General features: G+C 34.8%; 24 protein-coding genes. 6 read left to right on the top strand and 18 right to left on the bottom strand.

Annotation, left to right across the window (positions count from 1 at the left end):
* Positions 1 to 92: 92 nt before the first annotated feature.
* The 15 genes from EOD40_RS13585 to pyrE form a co-directional block, all read right to left on the bottom strand.
* Positions 93 to 950, bottom strand: a complete 858-nt coding sequence (locus EOD40_RS13585) for a hypothetical protein (RefSeq protein ID WP_128196435.1) — start codon at positions 948 to 950, stop codon at positions 93 to 95.
* 128 nt (positions 951 to 1,078) lie between these two features.
* On the bottom strand, positions 1,079 to 2,563 hold the full coding sequence (locus tag EOD40_RS13590; protein ID WP_128196437.1) for an MFS transporter: 1,485 nt from the start codon (positions 2,561 to 2,563) through the stop codon (positions 1,079 to 1,081).
* Between the two features lie 582 nt (positions 2,564 to 3,145).
* Positions 3,146 to 4,627 carry an MFS transporter gene (locus tag EOD40_RS13595; protein ID WP_128196439.1) on the bottom strand — a complete coding sequence of 494 codons (1,482 nt, stop codon included), beginning with the start codon at positions 4,625 to 4,627 and terminating at the stop codon, positions 3,146 to 3,148.
* A gap of 332 nt (positions 4,628 to 4,959) precedes the next feature.
* Positions 4,960 to 5,622 carry a response regulator transcription factor gene (locus EOD40_RS13600; RefSeq protein WP_128196441.1) on the bottom strand — a complete coding sequence of 221 codons (663 nt, stop codon included), beginning with the start codon at positions 5,620 to 5,622 and terminating at the stop codon, positions 4,960 to 4,962.
* Between the two features lie 88 nt (positions 5,623 to 5,710).
* Positions 5,711 to 7,522 (bottom strand): sensor histidine kinase, encoded by a 1,812-nt coding sequence (locus tag EOD40_RS13605; protein ID WP_128196442.1) that lies wholly within the window; start codon positions 7,520 to 7,522, stop codon positions 5,711 to 5,713.
* A gap of 12 nt (positions 7,523 to 7,534) precedes the next feature.
* The gene (locus EOD40_RS13610; RefSeq protein WP_128196444.1) at positions 7,535 to 8,122 is read right to left on the bottom strand and encodes a DUF4202 domain-containing protein; all 588 of its coding nucleotides are present in this window, start codon (positions 8,120 to 8,122) and stop codon (positions 7,535 to 7,537) included.
* A 34-nt stretch (positions 8,123 to 8,156) separates the two neighbouring features.
* Positions 8,157 to 8,534 (bottom strand): nitrite reductase small subunit NirD, encoded by a 378-nt coding sequence (gene nirD / locus EOD40_RS13615; RefSeq protein ID WP_128196446.1) that lies wholly within the window; start codon positions 8,532 to 8,534, stop codon positions 8,157 to 8,159.
* A gap of 99 nt (positions 8,535 to 8,633) precedes the next feature.
* Positions 8,634 to 11,141, bottom strand: a complete 2,508-nt coding sequence (gene nirB / locus EOD40_RS13620) for a nitrite reductase large subunit NirB (protein ID WP_128196447.1) — start codon at positions 11,139 to 11,141, stop codon at positions 8,634 to 8,636.
* 333 nt (positions 11,142 to 11,474) lie between these two features.
* Positions 11,475 to 12,545 carry an ACR3 family arsenite efflux transporter gene (arsB, locus tag EOD40_RS13625; RefSeq protein ID WP_128196449.1) on the bottom strand — a complete coding sequence of 357 codons (1,071 nt, stop codon included), beginning with the start codon at positions 12,543 to 12,545 and terminating at the stop codon, positions 11,475 to 11,477.
* A gap of 2 nt (positions 12,546 to 12,547) precedes the next feature.
* Positions 12,548 to 13,180, bottom strand: coding sequence for an arsenate-mycothiol transferase ArsC (locus EOD40_RS13630; RefSeq protein ID WP_128196451.1), 633 nt, complete (start codon positions 13,178 to 13,180; stop codon positions 12,548 to 12,550).
* Between the two features lie 94 nt (positions 13,181 to 13,274).
* A complete protein-coding gene (locus EOD40_RS13635) occupies positions 13,275 to 13,745 on the bottom strand; it encodes a DUF6428 family protein (protein ID WP_128196453.1) in 471 nt (156 codons plus the stop codon).
* 18 nt (positions 13,746 to 13,763) lie between these two features.
* Positions 13,764 to 14,096 (bottom strand): ArsR/SmtB family transcription factor, encoded by a 333-nt coding sequence (locus EOD40_RS13640; RefSeq protein ID WP_128196455.1) that lies wholly within the window; start codon positions 14,094 to 14,096, stop codon positions 13,764 to 13,766.
* Positions 14,097 to 14,219: 123 nt separating this feature from the next.
* Complete coding sequence (locus EOD40_RS13645; RefSeq protein WP_128196457.1) at positions 14,220 to 14,474, bottom strand: heavy-metal-associated domain-containing protein; 255 nt, start codon at positions 14,472 to 14,474, stop codon at positions 14,220 to 14,222.
* 215 nt (positions 14,475 to 14,689) lie between these two features.
* Positions 14,690 to 15,082, bottom strand: a complete 393-nt coding sequence (locus EOD40_RS13650) for an SRPBCC family protein (RefSeq protein WP_128196458.1) — start codon at positions 15,080 to 15,082, stop codon at positions 14,690 to 14,692.
* Between the two features lie 10 nt (positions 15,083 to 15,092).
* Positions 15,093 to 15,746, bottom strand: coding sequence for an orotate phosphoribosyltransferase (pyrE, locus tag EOD40_RS13655; RefSeq protein WP_128196460.1), 654 nt, complete (start codon positions 15,744 to 15,746; stop codon positions 15,093 to 15,095).
* Positions 15,747 to 15,753: 7 nt separating this feature from the next.
* Here pyrE and EOD40_RS13660 point away from each other — a divergent pair, with 7 nt between their 5' ends.
* Both EOD40_RS13660 and EOD40_RS13665 read left to right on the top strand, forming a co-directional pair.
* Positions 15,754 to 16,359 carry an NUDIX hydrolase gene (locus EOD40_RS13660; RefSeq protein WP_128196462.1) on the top strand — a complete coding sequence of 202 codons (606 nt, stop codon included), beginning with the start codon at positions 15,754 to 15,756 and terminating at the stop codon, positions 16,357 to 16,359.
* Between the two features lie 169 nt (positions 16,360 to 16,528).
* A complete protein-coding gene (locus tag EOD40_RS13665; RefSeq protein ID WP_128196463.1) occupies positions 16,529 to 17,878 on the top strand; it encodes a DEAD/DEAH box helicase in 1,350 nt (449 codons plus the stop codon).
* A 164-nt stretch (positions 17,879 to 18,042) separates the two neighbouring features.
* On the opposite strand, the gene EOD40_RS13670 is transcribed toward EOD40_RS13665, so the two are convergent.
* Both EOD40_RS13670 and coaD read right to left on the bottom strand, forming a co-directional pair.
* Positions 18,043 to 18,621, bottom strand: coding sequence for a PhnA domain-containing protein (locus EOD40_RS13670; protein ID WP_128196465.1), 579 nt, complete (start codon positions 18,619 to 18,621; stop codon positions 18,043 to 18,045).
* A 118-nt stretch (positions 18,622 to 18,739) separates the two neighbouring features.
* On the bottom strand, positions 18,740 to 19,195 hold the full coding sequence (coaD, locus tag EOD40_RS13675; protein WP_128196466.1) for a pantetheine-phosphate adenylyltransferase: 456 nt from the start codon (positions 19,193 to 19,195) through the stop codon (positions 18,740 to 18,742).
* A 269-nt stretch (positions 19,196 to 19,464) separates the two neighbouring features.
* Between coaD and EOD40_RS13680 the strand changes: the two genes are divergently transcribed.
* Both EOD40_RS13680 and EOD40_RS17975 read left to right on the top strand, forming a co-directional pair.
* Entirely contained in the window at positions 19,465 to 20,184 is a 720-nt protein-coding gene (locus tag EOD40_RS13680) for a hypothetical protein (RefSeq protein WP_128196468.1), read from the top strand.
* A 539-nt stretch (positions 20,185 to 20,723) separates the two neighbouring features.
* Positions 20,724 to 20,888: a hypothetical protein gene (locus EOD40_RS17975; RefSeq protein WP_164905484.1), complete on the top strand. Its 165-nt coding sequence runs from the start codon at positions 20,724 to 20,726 to the stop codon at positions 20,886 to 20,888.
* A 279-nt stretch (positions 20,889 to 21,167) separates the two neighbouring features.
* Here EOD40_RS17975 and EOD40_RS13685 read toward each other — a convergent pair whose 3' ends face one another.
* A complete protein-coding gene (locus EOD40_RS13685) occupies positions 21,168 to 22,142 on the bottom strand; it encodes a D-alanine--D-alanine ligase (protein ID WP_128196470.1) in 975 nt (324 codons plus the stop codon).
* 212 nt (positions 22,143 to 22,354) lie between these two features.
* On the opposite strand from EOD40_RS13685, the gene EOD40_RS13690 reads away from it, so the two are divergent.
* Positions 22,355 to 22,984 (top strand): PASTA domain-containing protein, encoded by a 630-nt coding sequence (locus EOD40_RS13690; RefSeq protein WP_128196472.1) that lies wholly within the window; start codon positions 22,355 to 22,357, stop codon positions 22,982 to 22,984.
* Positions 22,974 to 24,017 (top strand): RluA family pseudouridine synthase, encoded by a 1,044-nt coding sequence (locus tag EOD40_RS13695; RefSeq protein ID WP_128196474.1) that lies wholly within the window; start codon positions 22,974 to 22,976, stop codon positions 24,015 to 24,017. The genes EOD40_RS13690 and EOD40_RS13695 overlap by 11 nt, the downstream gene beginning before the upstream one ends.
* Positions 24,018 to 24,029 lie beyond the last annotated feature (12 nt).

Here is a 24,029-nt window from a genome sequence, read left to right on the forward strand (position 1 = left end):
CCCATTCTTCGGATTTGCCAAATATTCAAATACAAAACCATTTTTTCATTAAGCCTATTGCTCAAATCCGTTGCAGTAGCTGTTGTGTATAGTTATTTTTCTACGATAAAGCTCTTATCAGATTCTAATTCTCCCATACTTATCTCTCCTCCTAAATAATAAGAAGGTAAATTTCCTTTAATACCCAATCTATAGATTCCAATTCCAGAAAGTCTTTTTTCTTCACGACCGTTAGGAATTAGTCTAAATCTAGAAAAATATGACTTTTCAAAATTCACATATTCACGTTGAATTCTAAAACATTGATTCATTAATTCTTCTCCGGAAAAGTATCCTTTCTCATTTTGCAGTAGTATTGGTTTTTTACTAGATTGTTGTTGACTAGTTGGGACTATGACAACTTTTGAGTTATTCAAACCTATTAGTTTTTCTTTACTTATTCCAGCTGAATTTATAAAATTATTAAAATCATAATCATTTTCGAATGATTTATTGGTCCAAAATAATCCAGAAAAACAATTCAGTCTTAAAGGTAAATCTGGTCTGTGAATTTCTAATTCTTTTTCAGTAAGTTCCATTGACTTGATAAATTCTGAATTTTTGTTGAAAAAATCTCTTGGAGACCAATAATAACTAATTGTTTTGTATTTAGCATAAACAAAAATGTCATCATCATCAATAGTTTGATAAAAGACTTCATTATCGTCAAACATTAATACTCGAATTCGATTATTTGTAAAGTTAAATATATCTCCAATTTTCATAGTTTTCTCCTGTCGGTTTTTATAATTACACACAACGTTAAGCCAGCTAAAAGAAGTGTCTTCCTTCAGTGGCTTTTCAAATATAAAATAATTTTTACAAAATTGACCAATATCAGCAGAAAAGCACCAAGGCATTTCTTTTAACTGGCAGTTATATGCAGTCCCTAGCCCCGGTAGAAGCGGCATCCTTTGTCTCGTTCTTAAAACGAGACAAAGATAGAGCGGATGACAGGAAATAGCTCCAAAAAATGAAAAATCTCCCTTTCATTTGAAATCCAAACGAAAGGGAGGTTTTAGTATTGAGTAGCTAGAATTTAGCTTTTTGTTTCTATTTCTTTAGCCAGTGCAGGTTGGTTTTTGTTCATCATATTAGTAACAGTGATGTGCATCCAAACCAGACAGATAATAGAAAATATCAAGATAAATATCCAGGAACTTGACCAGATTCCAGAGGCAGTCAATAAGTAACTAAAGATGATAGGTCCAAAGAATCCACCTAGTCCTCCCAGCAATCCTACCATTCCACCTACAACACCTACTTCGTTAGGGAAGTATTCAGGAATGTGTTTGTAAACGGCCGCTTTTCCAATTCCCCATGAAATACCTATTAAGATTACTAAAACAAGGTAAACCCACATATTAGCGTCAAAATTAATTTTGGTGATTCCCTTAGCTAATAATTCTTTTTTAACAACCTCCTGATTATCTTTTACAATTACTTCTTGCCAAGATGTTTTAGTTGGGAAAATATTAGAACCATCGGTACTTAGTTCTTTTTTGGCAACTACAGGAATATCAACGTCTCCTACTTTAATATTAGTTGCTGAAACTTCGGTAACTACACCTGCTTTTTTAGCCATGATTCCAGAACCTGCCGTAGTAATTTCCATTTTTGGAACCATCAACAAAGCACTTAATATTACTGATGAACCCAGTACCCAGTACATAACTTTTCGAGCTCCGTATTTATCAGATAAATAACCTCCAAAGGCACGAATTACACCTGATGGCAAACTAAACATAGTTGCAAACATACCTCCCATAACTAAACTCGTTTGGTACACGTTCATGAAATTTGGCAATAACCATTGAGAGTAAGCCACGAAACATCCAAATACTAAGAAGTAGTAAGCTCCAAAACGCCAAACACGAACGTTTTTAAGAGTGGAAAGCATTTGCGGAATTGTCTTAGTTGATTTTTCTAATTTTTTGTTTTCAGCAAATATCAGGAAGATAGCACCAATGATTAATAAAGCCGATCCGTAGATAATAGGCAATAATTTCCATCCGTTTTCAGGATCTTCAACAGAAAATTGATTCAATAAAGTAGGGGCAATAAAAGTAGTGATTGCAGCTCCTGCATTTCCCATTCCGAAAATACCTAAGGCTCTACCTTGCCACTCTTTAGGATAAAATATGGAGGTGTATCCAACTCCTACTGCAAAACCTGTTCCCACCATTCCGAATAAAAAGCTTAAAAGGGCAAACATGAAAAAGCTATCGGCTAACGGAAGAAGAAACAACGGAATTGAGCATAATAGTAATAAAAATGAGAATACGTATTTACCTCCATATTTATCAGTTAAAATCCCGATAGGTAAACGCATTATAGATCCTGTCAAAATAGGAATTCCAAGTAACCATCCTACTTGTACTACACTCCAGTTATAAATACCTTTGTCTACTAAATAAGTTACTAATACACCGTTTAATGTCCAGCAAGCAAAGCATACTGTGAATGCTAATGTATTGAGAAATAACATTCGGTGCGATTTTGATAATGAGTTTGCGCTTTTCATAATACTTATGTTTTTTACAAATTTAGGTTGTATAATCGGCTAAAAAGTTGCGAAAACGCAGTTTTTTAAAAATAATTAAGTATTAGTACGTATTTTTTACACGTGTTTTACGTAGTCTCTTTGCTAGTGCGGGTTTCGAGATGTGTGTTTTTTAAAATATTTTAAAGAAATAAGTAAGTGAAGTGTAGTTTTAGCATAAAAAAAGCTGTCAGAAGGGGTCTAACAGCTTGAAAATATGCTTGATAAGTTGGTTTTATGCCAATTTATTTGTTGCGTAATAGTCAAAAATAGGTCGTTGGCTCTAATGTTTTTATTAAAAGTAAAGAATTAGGTTTTATAATTTTCTTTTTTGCTTGATCAAAAAAGAAACAAAAAAATATTCATGCGCCAATATTTTTTTGGTATTCATGAATCTTCGATTTCAAGTCTTGCGCTTCCTCGTCGGTCAAATTAGTTTTCGAATGCTAAAAGAAAAAAACTCGTCCCGAAAGCTTTCGGGACTCAAACAGTTTTTCTTTTTACGCATTCTTCAAACATTTGACGTTCGACTGCGGAAGCTAAGGACGAAACCAAATGGTTAATTTAGTTTTTACGGTCTATTGTTTGAGCCAATATAGGCTGTTTCTCATTCATGATTTTGCTGATAGTATAGTGCATCCAAATTAAACAAAGACTTGAAAACAAAAGGATAAACAGCCATGAGCTGGACCATATTCCTGTAACTGTTAGTAAATAACTAAAGATAATAGGGCCGAAGAAACCGCCCAGTCCTCCTAAAAACCCAACCATTCCGCCTACAATTCCTATTTGGGTTGGAAAATATTCAGGAATGTGTTTGAAAACAGCCGCAGTACCTATTCCCCAGGCAATACCAATAAGGATTATCAAACTAAGGTAAACCCACATATTAGCATCAAACTCGATGCGGGTAATTCCTTTGGCTATCAATTCTTTTTTATTGACAAGTTGGTTTTGAGTGACGATAATTTTTTGCCAGGATGATTTTGTTGGGAAAATGCCACCTTTGTCAGTCGCTTCAGGCTTAGAATGAATAGGGATATCTTGTTTGTCGATACGCACATTAGATGGCGATAAAGCAGTTATGACTCCTTTTTTAGTAGCCATAACACCAGGTCCTGTGGTGGTAATCTCCATTTTAGGAATCATTAACAGAAAACTAAGTATTACCGATGAACTTAAAACGTAATACATTACTGTTCGGGCTCCAAATTTATCAGACAAGTAACCTCCAAATGCACGAATTACACCTGATGGTAAGCTAAACATGGTGGCAAACATTCCGCTCATCACTAAGCTGGTTTGATACACATTCATAAAATTAGGTAACAGCCATTGGGAAAAAGCAACAAAACTACCAAATACTAAAAAATAATAGGTTCCAAATCGCCATACACGCATACTTTTTAAGGTGCCTAACATCTGAGGCATAGTACGTTTGGCTGTTTCTATTTTTTTATTTTTAGCAAAAATTAAAAAAATAATCCCCATACTAAACAATACGGCAGCATAAACAATAGGCAGTAATTTCCAGCCGTTTTGAGGATCCTCAATTGAAAACTGATTTAATAATGAGGGAGCTACAAAGGTAGTTATGGCAGCACCGGCATTTCCCATACCAAAAATCCCTAAGGCTCTACCTTGCCATTCTTTAGGATACCAAACTGATGTATAGCCAATACCTACAGCAAAACTGGTTCCTACCATTCCAAAGAAGAAACTTAAAATGGCAAACATTAAAAAACTGTTGGCAAATGAAAGTAAAAATAGCGGAATAGAGCAGAGAAGGAGTAAGAATGAAAATACGTATTTACCTCCAAACCTATCGGTTAAAATTCCTAAAGGCAGGCGCATTACTGCTCCGGTAAGAATTGGAATTCCCAGTAACCATCCCACTTGTACCAAACTCCAGTTGAAAATGCCTTTGTCTACCAAATAGGTTACTAATACTCCATTTAGGGTCCAACAGGCAAAACAGATGGTGAATGCAATTGTGTTTAAAAATAAAATTTTGTGTGATTGGCTTAGGGAAACGGTATTTTTCATCAGACTTATTTTTTTGACAAATATAAGTATAATTACGTAGTTAACGCATAAAAATACGTGTTTATACGCATTTTTTTATTTGCTTTTTCGCAGTTATACTATTTAGAAATACAAATTATTCCTATTATCAGTTCGAGCGCAGTCGAGAACTATTGCAGCATCTCGACTGCGCTCGATGTGACAAAAAACAATTAGATTATTTTATATTTCTAAATGGTATTAATAGCATTTGATGCACAAAATTCAGGCATAAAAAAATCCTATTTTTCAGTAACAACTGAAAAATAGGATTTTAAACAGAAGGATAGAAATCCTTCCAATTTGGTTTTGGGTTATATTAACGAGTACTCTGTGGCCTTGTTAGAAAGCTCCATCAGATTTTTTACTTTTAGTTTTTTCATCAGGTTAAAACGATGCACTTCGGCAGTACGTTTACTAATTTCCAGTGCTTCGGCAATTTCTTTGTTTCCTTTCCCGGATAATAAAAGAGTAAGGATTTCTTTTTCTCTCTTAGTAATAGTCAGGTCTTCTGCCAGTGCAGGTTTTGGTTCTAAAGAAGAGGTAGTGGTGTTAGTTAACTGATTGATAAGGATAGAAGAGATGTCACCGGTAAAATATTTACCGCCATTAGCAACAGAGTGCAAGGCTTTTAAAAACTCTTCTTTGCTGGAACCTTTTAGTAAATAACCATCGGCACCGGCTTTGATTGATTTTAAAACATATTCTTCTGATTCGTGCATAGAAAGCACAATAATCTTTACCGGATTGTTTTGCTCTCTAAGTTTTTCCACAACCTCAATACCAGTGTGATGTGGCATTCTGATGTCAACAATTAATAAGTCTGGTTTGGTTGTGGTTACTACCTCTAATGCTTCCAGTCCATCGGTTGCTTCTCCTACTACAACTATGTTTTTTTCGCTTTCTAAAAGTGATTTTATACCATCTCTTACAAAAAAATGATCATCTGCCAGGACAACTCGAATCGTTTGGTTCATAACTTACTTATTTTTAAGAATCTAAAATTTGCGTCTTTAATCTAAAACTTGCGCAATATACGTATTTTTTACGTATTTTTTTAGAAAATCATATTGGAATATTAAAAGTAATTCGTGTTCCTTCTCCCGGTATCGAATTGATGAAAGCTCTACCGTTAATGTATTGAACGCGTTCTTTCATAAACAATAATCCCATACCTGATTCGCTATTTCTCTTTTTCTCTACCGAGGCAACGTCAAAGCCTTTTCCGTTATCATCAACTGTAATACTTAGTATTTTATTGCTATGCGAAAGTTGGACAATAATATGCGAAGACTCGGCGTACTTTATCGCATTGTTGATGGCTTCCTGGGTTAGACGGTAAATATTGATTTCAATTAAGGAATCTAAACGCTGATCAAATTCGGTTTTATTGTAAAATTGAATGTTTTTTCCGGTTAGTTTGGTGAGTTCTAAAGTGAGTTTAGCTATCGAAGAAACAATACCGTGATCGGTTAATTCCGGCGGCATCAGGTTAAAAGTTGCTGTACGAACTCCTTTGATAATATCGAGCGATAATTTTTTAAGGTATTCTATTTTTTGAGCCGATTTTTCTTTGTCGTCCAGATTGATGCTTTCCAGGCTAAATTTCAATCCGGTAAGCATTTGACCTATACCATCGTGAATTTCTCTCGCAATACGGTTTTGTTCGTTTTCCTGATTTTCAACGATGCGACTCGAAATAATTTTTTGCTGATTGATTTTTTCAATGGTATTTTCCCGATTCAATCGTTCGATTTCAATTTCGGCTTTTTTACGAATACTGATGTTGAAACAAATAACCAGAATTTCCGATTCTTCTTTTCTGATTCTAACAGGTATCATCGACATATCCAACCATAGCGGATCACCGTTTCTAGTGGTCGTGTTTAATTCTCCCTGCCAGCCACTTCGTTGTTTGTCAGCAATGATACGGTCAATGTCTAATTGTTCTTTTTCTACAGCCGTTAAAGCTTTAGAAAAACTTTTATCGGTATCAAAAGAAGGGTTGTATTGTAATAGTTTGGCGAATTTATCGCCCATATGGATGATTTTGCCCTGAGGGCTGATTCGGCAATACAACAGTGTGTTTTCCATCGCAAAATTCAGTGATTTTAATTCTTTTACTGAATTTTCTTTGACGATACTAATAGCTTCGGTATCACGTGCCAGTTTTATAGCTCTTTTTTCCGAAGTTAAGAGCTTGGAAATCAAAAGCTCGATTTTTTTATTGGTAGGCTTAAAGATAAAAATGAATTCCAGGAATAATACCAGTAAGGTGAAACTTAAAATACCGTATTCTATATTGCGTTGTTTGGTGACTTTTTCAAAAGCTTCATATTCATATTGACTCACAATGAGGTTCATCTTAGTTACAAATATGGCAACATTGTCAAGGATGGCTTGAACTTCTTGTTCGCTTATAGTATGCGAAACGTGTTTGTCCCTGTCAGATAGGTACTTTAGGGTAGCTTTTTCAATATAGTCAACATTGGGTTTTACAGCATTGAATAATTCTAAAAGATGCTGACTTTTCGTTTCGGGTAAATTAAGACTGTCGTTTCCATTTTGTAAAGCTAAATGCCTAAATTTCCAAACTTTCAGTGTTTCTTTTATATTCGAAATAGCCTCTTTTTCATTTGAACTATTTGTGGCATAATTTAAGATGAGAATTTCTTTAGCTAATTTTTGACTAAACATTCTTTGTCTTCCCGAAATGTTTATTAATCGCGAATCGTTAAGCTGACTATTAATGTTGTGCTGAATAAGTAACTGGCTTAATAATACGGTAATTGCAATAGTGATTAAAGCAAATATGTACATTTGCTTTAATTTTTTGAAATTAAGATTTTCGGAAAGTGCTTTGGTAAGTTTAGTCATAATAGAATCAAATTATAGGCCTAAGGAATCTTTAATTAATTGAAGATTTGAAGGACTATAGTTGATTTTTAAAGCTGCCTGATGTCCTTTTTCAGACATTTTATTCCAGGTTTTCAGAATGATGTTTTTTAGTTTTTCGGTATCGTGTTTTTCTACGAAAGGTTCTAAGTAATATTCTAAAAACACCAAACAAATTACGTCTTCCAGCAATTGTGTTCCTTCGTCTTTTTTAAGTAGTTTTTTTTCGATTAAGAAAGAAACTCTTGCAATAAATTCAGCGCTGTATCCTGCTTTTTCTAATATTTCGGCAGTAAGTTTAGCATGGAATTTTTTTAAGTCTTCGCGCCATTTTAAATAGCCTACGCGATCCATTGGGTAGGATTCTCTGGCTATTTTCCAGCGACAAATATGTTGGGCTTTAGCGGCAATTTGAACTTCTTCAGAAGCATTAGGAAAAAAATCCATAAGTTTTTCATACATTCTATTAGAGTATAATAGTTCTTTAGGAAAACTTATGGATTCGTGTATTTCTATGTTTGGATCTTGAGCATTTTCGGCATCAATCCATTGGCTTGCTTGTTGAAATGGTGTTGTAGTCATTTGGCGTATTTTTTAATACTCCAAAGATACATATTTAATCGATAAAGCCAATCAATACTTCATCTTCAACAATTTTTACCGGGTATGTTGCAATTTTTAAATCATCACCATTTAAGTTGCTTCCGTCTTTTAATGAAAATGTTTTCTTGTGCATTGGGCAGGCAATTTTTGGAATATCATCAGTAGAACCAATCATACCTCTTGAAAGAATCATTTCCATTTTGTGAGGACATAAATTTTGACAAGCATACCATTCATTTCTTCTTTCGAAATTGAATACAGCGATTTGTTTGTCTTTGTATTTAATGCAGTTTCCTCCATCAGCCGGGAAATCAGAAGTTTTACCTGCTTTGAACCATACTGTTACATCTTGTGGCGTTACGCTTTCGTATTTGCTTAGTATATTTTCCATTTGAATTTTCTTTTTTGTTCCCATTCTATACTGTAGTGTTTAGAATGGGAAGTAGTTGATGATTTTATAATTGAGAAATGCGTTGTCAAATATGCCTGATTACCAAGGGCGAGGCATTATTTGATCTCTCATTGGTACAAATTCGATATTTTCATCTCTGTCATCGGAATTTGAGAAATGTCTGAAACGTTTTTGTAATTCTGGGCTTTCAATAACCTCTGTCCACTCACAAGCGTAAGAGTCTACTAAACCTTGCATTTCTTTGTCTAAAGTTTCAGCAATTCCTAAACTGTCTTCGATAACTACTTGTTTTAAGTAATCTAATCCACCTTCCAGTTTTTCTAACCAGGTTGAAGTACGAATTAGCGGTCCGGCAGTACGGATGTAATACATTAAGAAACGATCTAAATATTTGAAACAAGTTTCTTTGTCTACTTGCTCAGCAAATAATACGGCGTGTTTTGGGTTAGCTCCACCATTACCGCAGATGTATAAGTTCCATCCTCCGTCTACAGCGATGATACCAAAATCTTTTCCTCTTGCTTCGGCACATTCTCTTATACATCCTGAAACTCCACCTTTGATTTTGTGAGGAGAACGTAATCCTTTGTATCTGTTTTCTAATTCGATAGCAAATGTAGTACTGTCATCCATTCCGTAACGACACCAGGTGTTACCTACACAACTTTTTACAGTACGAAGTGATTTACCGTAAGCGTGACCACTTTCAAAACCGCTATCGATTAATAATTTCCAAATATCCGGAAGGTCATTTAATTGAGCACCAAATAAATCGATACGTTGACCACCTGTGATTTTAGTATATAAATTGTATTTTTTTGCTACCTCACCAAGAACGATTAATTTATCGGCAGTGATTTCTCCACCAGTAACCCTAGGTACAACTGAGTAGGTTCCGTTACGTTGGATATTAGCAAGGTATCTGTCGTTAGAATCTTGTTCAGGAACGTGCTTGTTAGCAGTGTCATTATAGATACTAGAGAAGATAGAAGATAAAACTGGTTTACAAATTTCGCAACCGTCTCCTTTTCCTACTGTTCCTAATACTTCGTTGTGGTTTGTAAATTTGTTGATTTTTACAATGTCATATAATTCTTGACGACTGTAAGCAAAGTGCTCACATACCACATCTTTCACTTCTTTTCCTAATGATTTTTGAGCTTCTTTTACTAAGTCAACAACCATTGGTTTACATCCTCCACAACCGGTAGTTGCTTTAGTTAATTTTACTACGTCACCTAAAGTTTCGCTGGTTCCGTCTGTAATAGAGCAGCAGATACTTCCTTTAGTTACATTTTCACAAGAACAGATTACGGCTGTGTCAGGCAAATCCATTACACTTCCCATTGAAGAAGATTCACTACCTCTTGCACCTAGAATTAAGTCTTCCGGGTTTTTAGGGATAGCCATTCCGTTGCTGTAAATTTGGAATAAAGTATTGTAGTCGCTAGAATCACCTACTAAGATTCCTCCTAATAATGCTTTTCCGTCTTTAGAAATGTTGATTCTTTTGTAAATTCCGTTTAATTTGTTTTCGTAAACAATTGGGGTTCCTTCTTGTTGTTCGATAAACGGGTCACCAAAACTAGCTACTTCAACACCAATTAATTTTAATTGAGTAGACATGTCGATGCTTTCTCTCATGGTTTTTTCACCTTGCATGATTTGCTCAGCAGCAACATCAGCCATTTCGTAACCAGGAGCTACTAATCCGTAAATCATGTGGTTGTACAGTGCTACTTCACCTATTGCATAAATGTTTGGATCAGAAGTTTGCATTTTGTTGTTAACCACAACACCACCACGAACACCTACTTCAAGACCTGCACCTCTTCCTAGTTCATCTCTAGGTTTGATACCTGCCGAGATTACCAGCATATCCACTTTTAAAAGTTCTTCTTCTTCAAACATCATTCCGGTGATAGCATTTTCACCATCAATGTATTGAGTAGACTTACTTAAATGTATTTTGATGTTTAATTCTTCAATTTTTGAACGAAGCATGTTACTTGCTCCTTTGTCTAATTGTCTTGGCATTAAACGTGGTGCAAACTCAACTACGTGAGGATTTAATCCTAAATCACGTACTGCTTTTGCAGCCTCAAGTCCAAGTAATCCACCACCAAGTACAGCAGCTTCGGTTGAACCGTTTTGTTTTATTTTTTTGGCGTAAGCCATAATTGCATCAAGATCTTCGATGGTTCTGTAAACAAAAACCCCTTCTTTTTCAACTCCTTCAATTGGCGGAACAAAAGCAGCCGATCCAGTTGCTAAAACCAAATAATCATAAGAATGAGTTTTCTCTAAATGAGTAGTGATTGTTTTATTCTCTTTGTGAATATCAGTAACTAATTCAGAAGTGTTTAATATGATATTATTTTCCTCGTACCAAGTTGCAGTTGACATTGACAAATCATCAGCTGTTTTTCCTGCAAAGTATTCACTAAGGTGAACACGGTCATAAGCACGTCTCGGTTCTTCACCAAATACGGTAATTTGATATTTTTCTTGTCCAGATTTTGAAACGAATTTTTCACAAAATTTGAAACCCACCATGCCGTTTCCGACTACAATTATTTTAATCATAATATCATTATTAAGTATTACGAAGCAAATATACGTATTAATACTTAATTTTAATGCTTAATCTTTATTTTTAGTTGTGAATTGAGATATTGTGAATAGTGGGGGGCTAAAATTTTAAAAATGTAAAAAAAGAGGTTTGTTTTTTTTAATTTCGAATCGATTATTGGTTGGTTTTTGTTTTTAGGGGTGTATTTTTTAGGGGTGTTCTCTGAAAAAGTGTTGAAAAAATAGATTTTTGTAACTTAAAATAAAAAAAAGTATCAAAAAAAACATGCGTTTTGATACTTAATTTATTGTTTTTAGTATGTGTTTGAAATTGTTTTTTAAGTAGGATTACTTAAGTGGTGTGAAATATTTTTTTTGGAACCAAAAAGCAACATTTACTAATGCGATTAATGCAGGCACTTCTACCAATGGTCCTATGACACCTGCAAAAGCCTGGCCGCTGTTGATACCAAATACACCAATGGCAACTGCAATGGCCAGTTCAAAATTATTTCCCGTGGCGGTAAAAGCAATTGCGGTGCTTTTAGAATAGTCGGCACCAAAATATTTCCCTATAAAGAAACTTATTATGAACATTACTGTGAAATAGATGATCAAAGGAATTGCTATACGTATCACGTCCATTGGAATCTGGACAATAAGTGCCCCTTTTAAGCTGAACATGATGACTATGGTAAATAATAATGCAATTAAGGTAATTGGCGAGATAATAGGAACATATTTATTTTGAAACCAATCTTCGCCTTTTAAATAAATTAAAGTATAACGACTGATGATTCCTAATGCAAATGGAATTCCTAAATAAATCCCAACGCTTTCGGCTATTTGGGAAATGCTAATGTTGACTTCAAAACCAGAATATCCAAAATAGGGAGGAAGTATGGTAATGAAAACATAGGCGTAAACGCTGTAAAGCAATACCTGAAAAATGCTGTTTAAAGCAATAAGTCCGGCGGCATATTCCCTGTTTCCATTGGCAAGATCATTCCAGACAACAACCATAGCAATACATCTTGCCAGTCCGATTAAGATAAGACCGATCATGTATTCAGGATGATCGTTTAGAAAAAGTAAAGCCAAAAGGAACATAAATATGGGGCCAATAATCCAGTTTAAAATCAGTGAAGCACTTAAAACTTTGACGTTTTTGAATACTTCGCCCATTTGTTCGTATTTTACTTTGGCTAATGGCGGATACATCATTAGTATTAGTCCAATGGCTAGCGGAATATTGGTTGTGCCATTTGAAAAGGAATTGATAAAGTTGCCACTGGAAGGAATGAAATTTCCAATAGTAACCCCTAAAGCCATGGCCAGGAATATCCAAAGGGTTAGATTACGGTCTAAAAAGCTTAATTTCTTTCTTTCAACTAAGGGGGCGCAATGGTTTATTGACATGATTATTTTTTTATTTGTGAAAACACATAAAATAACTCCGTAGCAATTTGAATGCTTCTCTCTTCGTATTTTTCTGCTTGTTGAGGCGTGTTGTCAAAAGCTTTAGGGTCTTCAAAAGTGATTGGAATGCGTTTTTCGGCACCGGCAATAAATGGACAACCTTGGTCTGCGCTTGAACAGGTTAATATGGCTGCAAATTCAGATTGTGGATTGAAATCGGCATCAAAGGTTTTAGAAAATCCAATGACAGGATGTGCGTTTTCGGCATATTTTATGGCATAGATAGGATTGTTTCCTTCGGCAATGGTCTTGATTTGGAATCCTTGTTTTGCTAAGGTTTGAGCAGCTACCGGGAATAAGGCTGTGGCTTCGGTTCCGCCGGAATAACAAAAAACATTTTTAATTTCATAATAAGCTGCAGCGGTTTGAGCCCAAACTTGTGATAAATGACTTCTTCTGGAATTGTGTGTGCAAATCAGATTCAGTCTTATTTCCTGTTTGTTGTTTGCTTTGGTTTGAATAAAATCAACTAACGGTTGTAATACGAGTTTGCGTTCTTCGGATATGCTTTCGAAATTAAAACTATTGATTACTTTTTCGATTTCCGGAAATACGCTGGTTTGTGTCGAGGTCATTTTTAACTTTTTTAGTTTAAACTTTAATGATGGTTTAATTTGTGTTTTTTACCTCAGATTCAAATGTTTTTTGAATCTGAGGTTGTTTGTTTAATTAGCAGCAGCTTCCTCCAGGCGTGCAACAGCTGGTTTGGGTGCTGATTTCGGATAAATTGATTTTTTGTTTTTCCTGTGGAATGCCGCATTCGGCTTCGGCTAAGCAAGCGGTTTGTTTATTTAGTAAGACGAAATCGGTACCGTTAAAACCTAAGTTGTATTTGCCAATTGTGTCCGATTGGTATTCTACTTCAATTTCATAATCTTCAATTCCAAGAATTTTCTCGGATAAGGAAATGATGTTTAAAAGCTTTTTGGGTTTTAAACGATGCTCGAAATCATTGGCATCCCATAATTGAAAATTTACAACGGTTTCTTTTCTCACTGTTCCTCCACAGTCGATAAAGTTTTTAGTTATTAAACCTACTTCGGTAACGTGAAAATGTTCAGGAACTCGAGTTCTGTTTGGCAATACAAAAGCCACATTATCTAATGTGCTTAAAACTGTTTTTATTTCTGATAGTTTCATGATTTTGTTATTTTAAAATTAACAACATTGATTTTTCTTGTTCTCCAGATAGCTGTTTACAATTTGAAAAAAGTCTTTTATTTTCGAAAACCCGTTTTCGTCAAGACAATAACAAATGGCATTTCCTTCAAAATTTCCTTTAATGAGTCCTGCGTTTTTTAATTCTTTAAGATGTTGTGAAACTGTAGGCTGAGCCAGAGGAAGTTCGTTTACAATATCTCCGCAAATACAACTGTTTACTTTGATAAGATGCTGTATTATGGCTATACGCGCCGGATGTCCAATAGCTTTGGCTAAGGTGGCCAGTTCGTTTTGTTCTTCCGTAAAATTTGCTGTTTTAGTAGTTCCCATTGTTATATATTTATATTGCAATATTACGATATTGTTTTTTGGTTTTTGAATAAAATAACGTTAAAAAAAAACTCCTCTTAGAAAAATCAATTTCTAAGAGGAGTTTTTATGAGGTTTTAAAGCCTAGATTAGTTCTTTTGGAATCGCATGAAAGCCAATTGATTTTACCACTCTTTCGACATCTTCAACACTAATTACCTTGTTAGTGAAGACGGTAAATTCTTTAGGAAAAATAGAGTTATTGATGCTGACTTTGGTGATACCGTCAACTTTTAAGAGACTATTTTTTATTTCAATAAGTTCGGTTTCTTCATTAGCATTTGTGCCAAAAACTTTACCGTGTTCTCCTGGGATAATATTATCTGTCAATAAGCTCATGATGTATGTGTTTAAATGAATACTGTTGTTACTGTTTGAATAGCTTTTTGTATGTTAAATTTAAACATTTATCTGCACAATAGCAATAGCAATAATTTAATATCAATGGTATTAATCAATAGCGGTTACAATGGCAAGTATTTTCTAACTAAAAAAAGAAACCCTTTCAGTCAATAACTAAAAGGGTTGTGTATGTGTTTTTTAATGAGTGTCGATTATAATTTTGACATATTGTTGGCCAGTGTCTCAATGAATTTTCCAATAGGCCCTTTTACCATCATGGCCATCATAGGGTTAAAGCTTCCTTCGAAATCAAATTTCAGGGCACTTGAATTTTCTGAAACGCTGTCAATATTCGTTATTAGGGTAAAAGGAACTTTATCAGTTGCGGCGCCAAATACAATTTTGCCCGGAGCTGCTTTTTCTTTTACTTTTAATTGAATTTCAGGCATGCCTTTTAAACCAAAAAGAAAAGAATCTTCTCCAATAACTTCAAACTTAGCAATGTTTTCGGGCATTAATTTTTCGAAATTTTTCATATCTGTCAATAAATCGAATAATTCCTGTGCTGACTTTGCAACGCTAACCTTTGGACTTTCTAAGTTCATGATATTATTTTTATTTGGTCTCTAATTGTCCCCAAGTAGAAGGAGTAACGCTCCATTCTCTTAAAGTACTTTCTTCCTTTTCAGTAATGTATTTTTTAGCTACGGCTAAATTCAATAAATTTTGATAATTACTTAAGGTATATAAATCCAGTTTTGCGTTTTTAAAGTTTTCTTGGGCAACATCAAATCCATAAGTAAAAATGGCTGCCATACCTTTAATGTTAGCACCTGCAGCGCGCAAAGCTTCAACAGCAAGCAAACTACTGTTTCCTGTGCTAATTAAATCTTCTACAACAACTACATTTTGTCCTTTTTGCAGGAAACCTTCCACCTGGTTTTGACGACCGTGTTTTTTAGGCTCAGGACGTACATAAACAAAAGGTAATCCCATGCTTTCGGCAACGAGCATACCAATCCCGATAGCTCCGGTAGCTACTCCGGCAATGACATCTGGTTTTCCAAATTGTTTCTCAATATTTTTTGCAAATTCATCTCTCACATAATTTCTTATGGCTGGAAATGAAAGTATTAGACGGTTATCACAATATATAGGTGATTTCCATCCTGAAGCCCATGTAAAAGAATTTTCAGGATTCAATTTAATTGCATTTATTTGTAAAAGCAATTCGGCTGTTTTTTCGGCTGTATCTTTATTAAAAATCATAGTACAAATGTATAAAGTTTTTGTGAACGACAAACCACTTTTTTTGACAAATAAAATCTCAAAAGAAACAGATTTTAAGCTTTTTTTGTTAGAAAGTATTGATATTGAGCAAATTATTATCAAAATTTTTCAAAATAAAATTCAAAAAGCTTATCTCTATCATCCTGATGAAAAGGAGATTATGAAAACCTTAAAGGCTAAAATCCCTGTTAATAAAGCAGGTGGAGGATTAGTTTACAACAAAAAAGGTGAGGTTTTATTTATTTTTCGAAATGGAAAATGGGATTTGCCAAAAGGTGGTGTCGAAAAAAAGGAAGAAATTGAGCAAACTGCCATGCGCGAAGTGGAAGAAGAAACTGGTGTTGGTCAATTGAGAATTACCAATAAACTGCAAAAAACCTATCACGTTTTCAAGCGCAACGGGGTTTATAAGCTTAAAATTACCCATTGGTTTGAGATGTTTTCTGATTTTGAAGGTACACCTCAAGGGCAATTGGAAGAAGGAATTGAAAAAGTAGCCTGGATTCATCCTAATGATATTCCAGAAGTATTGAAAAACTCTTATGAAAACATTAAATTATTATTCGAAGAAGAAAATATTATTCGAAGTTAGAAGGCAGAAAGCAGTCAGCAGAATTAAGGATATAGAATAGAATTAAGATTTCAGATTTAGGATGGTAAACATCTAATCTGGAATCTTTTTTTTTGTCTTCTGATTTCTAAATTCTGCTGACTGCGTTCCGGATTCTGAACACTGCCAACTTTTTTACTACCTTTGCGGCATGAATAAGAAACACCATTCCAACAATATACTATTAAATTTAGGTATCGAAAGCCTAAATGAAATGCAGCAAGCAGCTCAGGAAATCATCCTGAATGAAAACAATGTTTTGTTGCTTTCACCAACAGGTTCCGGAAAGACTCTGGCTTTTTTGTTGCCTGTTTTAGAAATGTTACAGCCTGAAATCCTTTCGGTACAGTGTTTAATTTTAGTGCCATCTCGCGAATTAGGTTTGCAGATTGAGCAGGTTTGGAAAAAAATGGGTACTGATTATAAGGTAAATGTTTGTTACGGCGGACATTCAATCGATACTGAAATCAAAAATTTAAGCAATCCACCAGCCGTTTTGATAGGGACTCCAGGTAGAATAGCCGATCATATCGAGAGAGGAAGTTTCCGTTTGGATAAAATTCAAACCTTGATTTTGGACGAATTTGATAAGTCTTTGCAATTGGGTTTCCATGAGCAAATGTCTTTTATCATTGGCAAATTATCCAAAGTAAACAAACGCGTTTTGGTTTCAGCAACTTCTGATATTGAGATTCCAAAATATACCAGAGTGGTAAATCCAACGATTTTAGATTTTATTCCTGAAAGCGAAGAAGAATCTAATCTTTCGACCAAACTGGTTGTTTCTAAGGAAAAAGACAAGCTGAATTCCTTATTTCAATTGATTTGTTCATTGCAATCAGAGTCGGCAATTGTTTTTTGCAATCACCGTGATGCTGCCGAGAGAATCAGTGATACTTTGAACGAAAAAGGAATTTACTCCACCTATTACCATGGAGGAATGGATCAGGAAGAACGTGAACGCGCCTTGATTCAGTTTAGAAACGGTAGTGTAAGCTATTTAATCACGACTGATTTGGCTGCCCGCGGACTGGATATCCCTGAAATGAATCACGTAATTCATTATCATTTACCACTTAAAGAAGATGAATTCACGCATAGAAACGGGCGTACAGCACGTATGACCGCTACAGGAACGGCTTATATTATTGCGCATGAATCCGAGAAAAAAATGGATTATGTGGATTATGAAAACACGTCAGTCCTTTCAGTTGAAAATGAGAAGTCTTTGCCAAAAGCACCTCAATTTCAAACCATATATATAAGTGGTGGAAAGAAAAACAAGCTGAATAAAATTGATATCGTAGGTTTCTTTTCCCAAAAAGGAAAATTAGAAAAAGGCGATTTAGGATTGATAGAAGTAAAGGATTTTATTTCGTTTGCCGCAGTAAAATTCAGTAAAGTAAAAGATTTACTTCATCATATTAAGGACGAAAAAATGAAAGGCAAGAAATATAAAATTCAGGTTGCCCGAAATGTTATTAAGAAAGTAGAGGAATAGTGTTCAGTTTGCAGAAGGCAGATTTCAGAATGCAGTCTGCAGACCGCAAAACAAGAAAGCAGATTTCAAATTAGAATTTTAATATTCTTAATCTGAAATCTGCTTTTTTTACAAATTGCGTTCTGAAATCTAAAATCCGCGCTCTGTATTCTGCCGACTGCTTTCTAGATTTTCTTCACGTACTGAGTGATAATTACAATTTGTTGACCATCAACCTTTCCTTCAATATATTCGGCATTTTCATGGTCTAAGCGGATGTTTCTTACCGCAGTTCCTTGTTTTGCTACCATACTGGAACCTTTTACTTTCAAGTCTTTTATCAAAACTACCGAGTCTCCGTGTTCTAAAATTACACCGTTACTGTCTCGGTGGATGATTTTGTTTTCATCATCTTCTCCTTCACCAGTTGCTTTTGCCCATTCTAAAACATCTTCATCAAGATACATCATATCCAGTAATTCCTGTGGCCAACCCGCAGCACGCAAACGGCTCAACATTCTCCAGGCTACTACCTGAACAGCAGTATGCTCGCTCCACATGCTGTCATTTAAGCATCTCCAGTGGTTTAAATCTTCGTTACCCGGATTTTCAATTTGCTCCACGCAAGTAGTACAAGCCTGAATAGCCTCGTCAACTCCGCCTTTTTTAGTAGGAAGTACTTGGTATACTTTTAGGTTTTCGGTCGCTCCGCAAAGTTCACATTTTCCTCCGCTACGTTTATTTAATTCTCTATCTATGCTCATTATTGATTTTTTTGGCGAATGTACATTTATTGATTGCTTTCTGCAAGTTTTGATTTATTAGTCCTTAGTTGTTAGTACCTAGTCCTTAGTTCAGCTTTCTAACCTCCAACTTCTAACTTTACTTTACTCTCACGGCTTTCGGAACTAACAATTCGTATTCACCGCCATGACGAAGTACGTCTCTAACAATACTCGAACTGATATAAGAAGTACTGGCAGCTGTCAATAAGAACACGGTTTCAATTTTTGATAAATGTCTGTTGGTGTGTGCGATGGCTTTTTCGAATTCAAAATCGGCGGGATTACGCAAACCACGAAGAATGAAATTAGCGCCAATCTTTTTGCACAAGTCAATGGTTAAGCCTTCATAAGTAATGACCGAAACACTAGGTTCGTCTTTGAAAGTTTCTTCGATAAAACGTTTTCTTTCTTCCAGTGGGAACATGTATTTTTTCTCGGCATTGACCCCAATGGCAATAACGATTTCATCAAATAGTGGAATCCCTCTTTTGATAATGTCTTCATGACCCAAGGTAATGGGATCAAAAGATCCCGGAAATATGGCTTTTCTCATTTATTTTGAGTTTCTAAGATTCTGAGCCGCTAAGTTACAAAGTTTTTTAGGAGTTGGGGTATATTTTGGAGCTTCTTCCTGCTCCCGTTCCGATACTTCGGAATCGGAACTGTCAAGACTAGAATGAAAATGTTTTTTGAAAGATAAATTTTATATATTTGATAATAAATAAAGCGAAATAAACCTTCGCTAATCTACCTGTATTTGTGTGTATATACGAAGGTTTGTTTCGCCTATAAACGAGTTAGTACCAATTTTAAAAGAGAACAATGGAACAATTCAAAATTAGAAAAGACGGTTTTAAAGAGATTAGAAAATCTTCCCTAAATAAGGCAATCCCTATTTCACTTATAGCTCTTTTTGGCGGACTTTCAATAAGTTATTTTAATGCCGACGAACAACAAGATGTCATAAACATTTTTCCTTTTTTAATTCCACTTATGTTAGGTTTATTAGCATTTGGACTATATCGAGGTATTAACAGACAAAAAGAAATCTTTGAGAGTTATGTTATAACTTTTAACAATAATGATATTATAAGAGAACAATATAATACTTCGACAATAACTATTTCTAAAACAGACATAGACAAAATTATTAAAAATTCAAATGGGAGTTTTACTATAAAGGGAAATTCAATTGTGGATGTAATAGATATTCCATCACAAATAGAGAACTATGAGAAAATTGAAAAATCATTATCAGAAATAAGACAAATTTCAACAAAAAATAACGAGCCTTTTTTTCAAAAATATCGTTTAGTACTTTCTATATTTTCAATTGGTTTAATGGCTTGTGTTTATATTTCGAAAGACAAAATAATAGTTGGTGTTTCTGGTACAATTTTGTTAGTGCTATTAGGATATTCATTCTTTGAAATTCAAAGAAATAAAAGTATTGACAAAAAAACAAAAAAAGGAATGTGGTGGCTTATAGTTGTAATTGCGTCAATCATTGGTAACATATATTTCAAAATTATGGGACAATAATAGTCAATGGAATTAAAAAGAAAACCTACTACAACGGATTTGTGCATTTGGCTTAATGGAAAGTTAGTTTTGTATTTGGAAGATTTGACAAATCCGAAAATAGGGCTTAATTTAGTCCCAAACCCGCTGTAATAACAGAAGGTTACCAGCAAATTAAACATATAACGATTAAAAAGAAAATGAAATTTGAATTAAAGTTTGATGAGAATATTTATAGAAATCAAATGGATTTACTTCGTGACTTAGCTTGGAAAGATAAAATTGCATACTATAAAAACTCACATTTTCTTGGCATAACTTTACTTATAATCGGTTCTATACTATTTTTTGACAGACCTAACTTTTTTGGATTTGCATTCATATTTTTTGGTTTGGGAATTTTAATTCCATACTTCTATTATTATTTTAAAATAAAGTCCTCATATAAAGGATTTTAAGAAGTAAAAACTAAAGAAATAGAAGCGTGTCAAAACATAACAACCTTTACTTGGGAATTTACTGAGCAAGGCCTAACCACCAAAGTTCAAGACAATGAAAGAATGTTTGAATGGAAAGAATTTATAATGTATTTAATAAAAGAAAATAACTTGCTTCTTATTACAGAAAAATACGAACCTATGATTTTAGGAGAAACAGAAGTTGGCGAAGAAAACTTTAAAAAAATATTAGATTTCGTTGAAAAGAAAGTCACGGAAAAAAAATAATCTGCTGGTAACAACTACAACGGATTTGGGCAATTGGCTTAATGGAAAATTGGTTTTGTATTTGGGATGATTTGGCAAATTCGAAAATAGGAATTAATTTAGTCCCAAATCACAAAAATGAGTAAACAGCTTGATTACTTTGACGAGTTACTGGATGAGATTCCTCGTTCCTCGGAATGACAAAAATGAGGGGAAATTATTTTTGAATACAATAAATCATAAAACACAAAAGCCACGATTTACGTGGCTTTTTGTCTATAATTATTTAGTAAAAGAATTTTAATTGGCTAAAGCCAGCTCAATTGCATTGGTAAACAAATCGGCTAATGGAATTCCTGCAGCAGCTGCTTGTTGCGGAATTAAACTTTCGGTGGTTAATCCCGGAATGGTATTCATCTCTAGCATGTGTGGTTCGTCGTTAACAATGATAAATTCTGAACGGGAGAATCCTTTCATTTTCAAAACTTCGTAAGCACGTTTGGCAATGGTTCCTACTTTTTGAGTCATTTCGTCAGAAAGTCTTGCCGGGGTAATTTCCTGTGATTTTCCCTGGTATTTGGCTTCGTAATCAAAGAAATCATTTTCAGAAACGATTTCGGTAATTGGCAATACAATTATTTCGCCTTTGTAATTGATAACACCTACTGAAACTTCGGTACCGTCAAGGAAACTTTCTATGATGATTTCGTTGTCTTCTTTGTAGGCAGTTTCGATGGCTGTAGGCAATTCGGCTTCGGCTTTTACTTTCGAAATTCCGAAACTGGATCCTGCTTTATTTGGTTTTACAAAACAAGGCAATCCTACTTTGTTGATAATTTCGGCAGTGTTGATAACATCGCCTTTGTTTAAATAATAAGAAATGGCAGTTTTAATTCCGTATGGTTTTAATACCGAAAGCAAATCTCTTTTATTGAAGGTTAAAGCGGCCTGATAATAATCGCAAGAAGTTTGCGGAATGCCTAATAATTCAAAATAAGCCTGCATTAAACCATCTTCGCCAGGAGTTCCGTGAATGGCGTTGAAAACACAGTCAAAGCTAATTTTGTTGCCGTTTACGTTTACTGAAAAATCGTTTTTGTCGATTGGAAATTCATTATCAGAATCGTCAACATAAACCCATTTTTCTTTGAAAATATGGATGCGAAATCCGTTGTATTTGGTTTGGTCTAAGAATTTGTAAACTACGTTACCGCTAATAAGTGAAATTTTGTATTCACTGGAATAGCCGCCCATGATGATGGCAATGTTTTTCATTAAGTTTCGTTTGTATTGTAAAAATCGATTTTTTTAGCCCCGATAGCAGTGGAAATCCTTTTTATTTTTTCTTTAAAAATAAAAAGATTGCAACGAATAGCGGGAAATAGCTCCAAACTTTGGCAATGCCAACGGTTAATAAGCATTAAACAAAATTATCATTTTTTTTGAAACGAAATAGCTTTATCTTTGCCACCTATAAAAATTAATATATGAGTTTACGTAAATACCTTACTAGTCGCGCGTTTTTCACACAAGTTTTTCTTGCCGCTTTGATAATTGCTGTTTTGGGTTATCTTTTTATGCATTGGTTAACTTTTACTACTGATCATGGACATGAAATTACGGTTCCTGATTTGAGAAAATTGACTGAAGAACAGGTAGAGGAGAAGTTAGACGAATTGGATTTGGATTATGTGTTGTTGGACAGCGTAGATTATAGAGGCGATTATCCTAAATACAGTGTGGTTCAGCAAGATCCAATGCCGGGTGCTAAGGTGAAAGAAGGAAGAAAAGTATATATTAAGATTAACAGTTCAGGTTTTTCATCAGTGAAAGTTCCTGATTTGATTGAGAAAACGTATCGTGAGGCCGTGCCAACATTAAAGGCATTGGGACTGGAAGAAGGAACAATTACTTATATACCAAATCTTGGAAAAGATATGGTTTTAGAAATGCGTTACAAAGGAAGAAACATAAAACCGGGAGATCGCGTTTTGAAATCTTCTAAAATCGATTTGGTTTTAGGAGACGGAAAAGCGAGTTATGAGGAAGATATAGCAACAGATTCAATTGCAAATCCAACTACAACCCCAACAGAAGCAGTACCAGATGAACAATAATATTGAGCCGATTGATTTAGACGAAGAGGAATTATTTGAACATTATAAATTTGAAGTTCCTAAAGGGCAGGCATTGTTGCGAATTGATAAATATTTGATGGGATTGATTCCCAATGCTACCCGAAATAAAATACAAAATGCCGCTACTGATGGCAATATTTTTGTCAATAATGCTACGGTAAAATCTAATTATAAGGTTAAACCTTTTGATGTGGTGGCGGTGATGTTGTCGCATCCGCCGTTTGAAAATCATGTGCTTCCTGAGAATATTCCGTTGAATATTGTTTATGAAGACGAGGCTTTGTTGTTAGTTAACAAAGAGCCGGGATTAGTTGTTCATCCGGGTCATGGGAATTACACCGGAACTTTAGTGAATGCTTTGGCTTATCATTTTGATAATTTGCCAATGAACAGCAGCGAGCGTCCCGGACTGGTACACCGAATTGATAAAGATACTTCGGGCTTATTGGTTATTGCCAAAACCGAGGCTGCTATGACACATTTGGCCAAACAATTTGAAGCTAAAACTACCGAAAGGGAATATGTGGCTTTGGTTTGGGGAAATGTAGCTGAAGAAACTGGAACGATTCATGGAAATCTAGCCCGTCATTTGAAAGACCGTATGCAGATGGCTGTTTTTGCTGATCCCGAAATTGGTAAACCTGCCATTACCCATTATAAGGTTTTGGAGCGTTTTGGATATGTGACTTTGGTTTCCTGTATCTTAGAAACGGGAAGAACACACCAGATTAGAGCGCACATGAAACACATAGGACATCCATTGTTTAATGACGAACGTTATGGAGGTCATTTGATTCTAAAGGGAACTACGTTTACAAAATACAAGCAGTTTATAGAAAACTGTTTTAAAGTCTTGCCAAGACAGGCTTTGCACGCAAAAACACTTGGTTTTGTACATCCTAATACGGGTGAATTGATGCGTTTTGATACTGAACTTCCGGATGATTTCAAGGAATGTATCGAGAAATGGCGTAATTATTCCAAGTCTCATGCTACTGAAGAAGACGAGTGATTTAGTCATTGA

Origin of the sequence: Flavobacterium sufflavum (assembly GCF_004016525.1) — a bacterium.
Taxonomy (GTDB): domain Bacteria; phylum Bacteroidota; class Bacteroidia; order Flavobacteriales; family Flavobacteriaceae; genus Flavobacterium; species Flavobacterium sufflavum.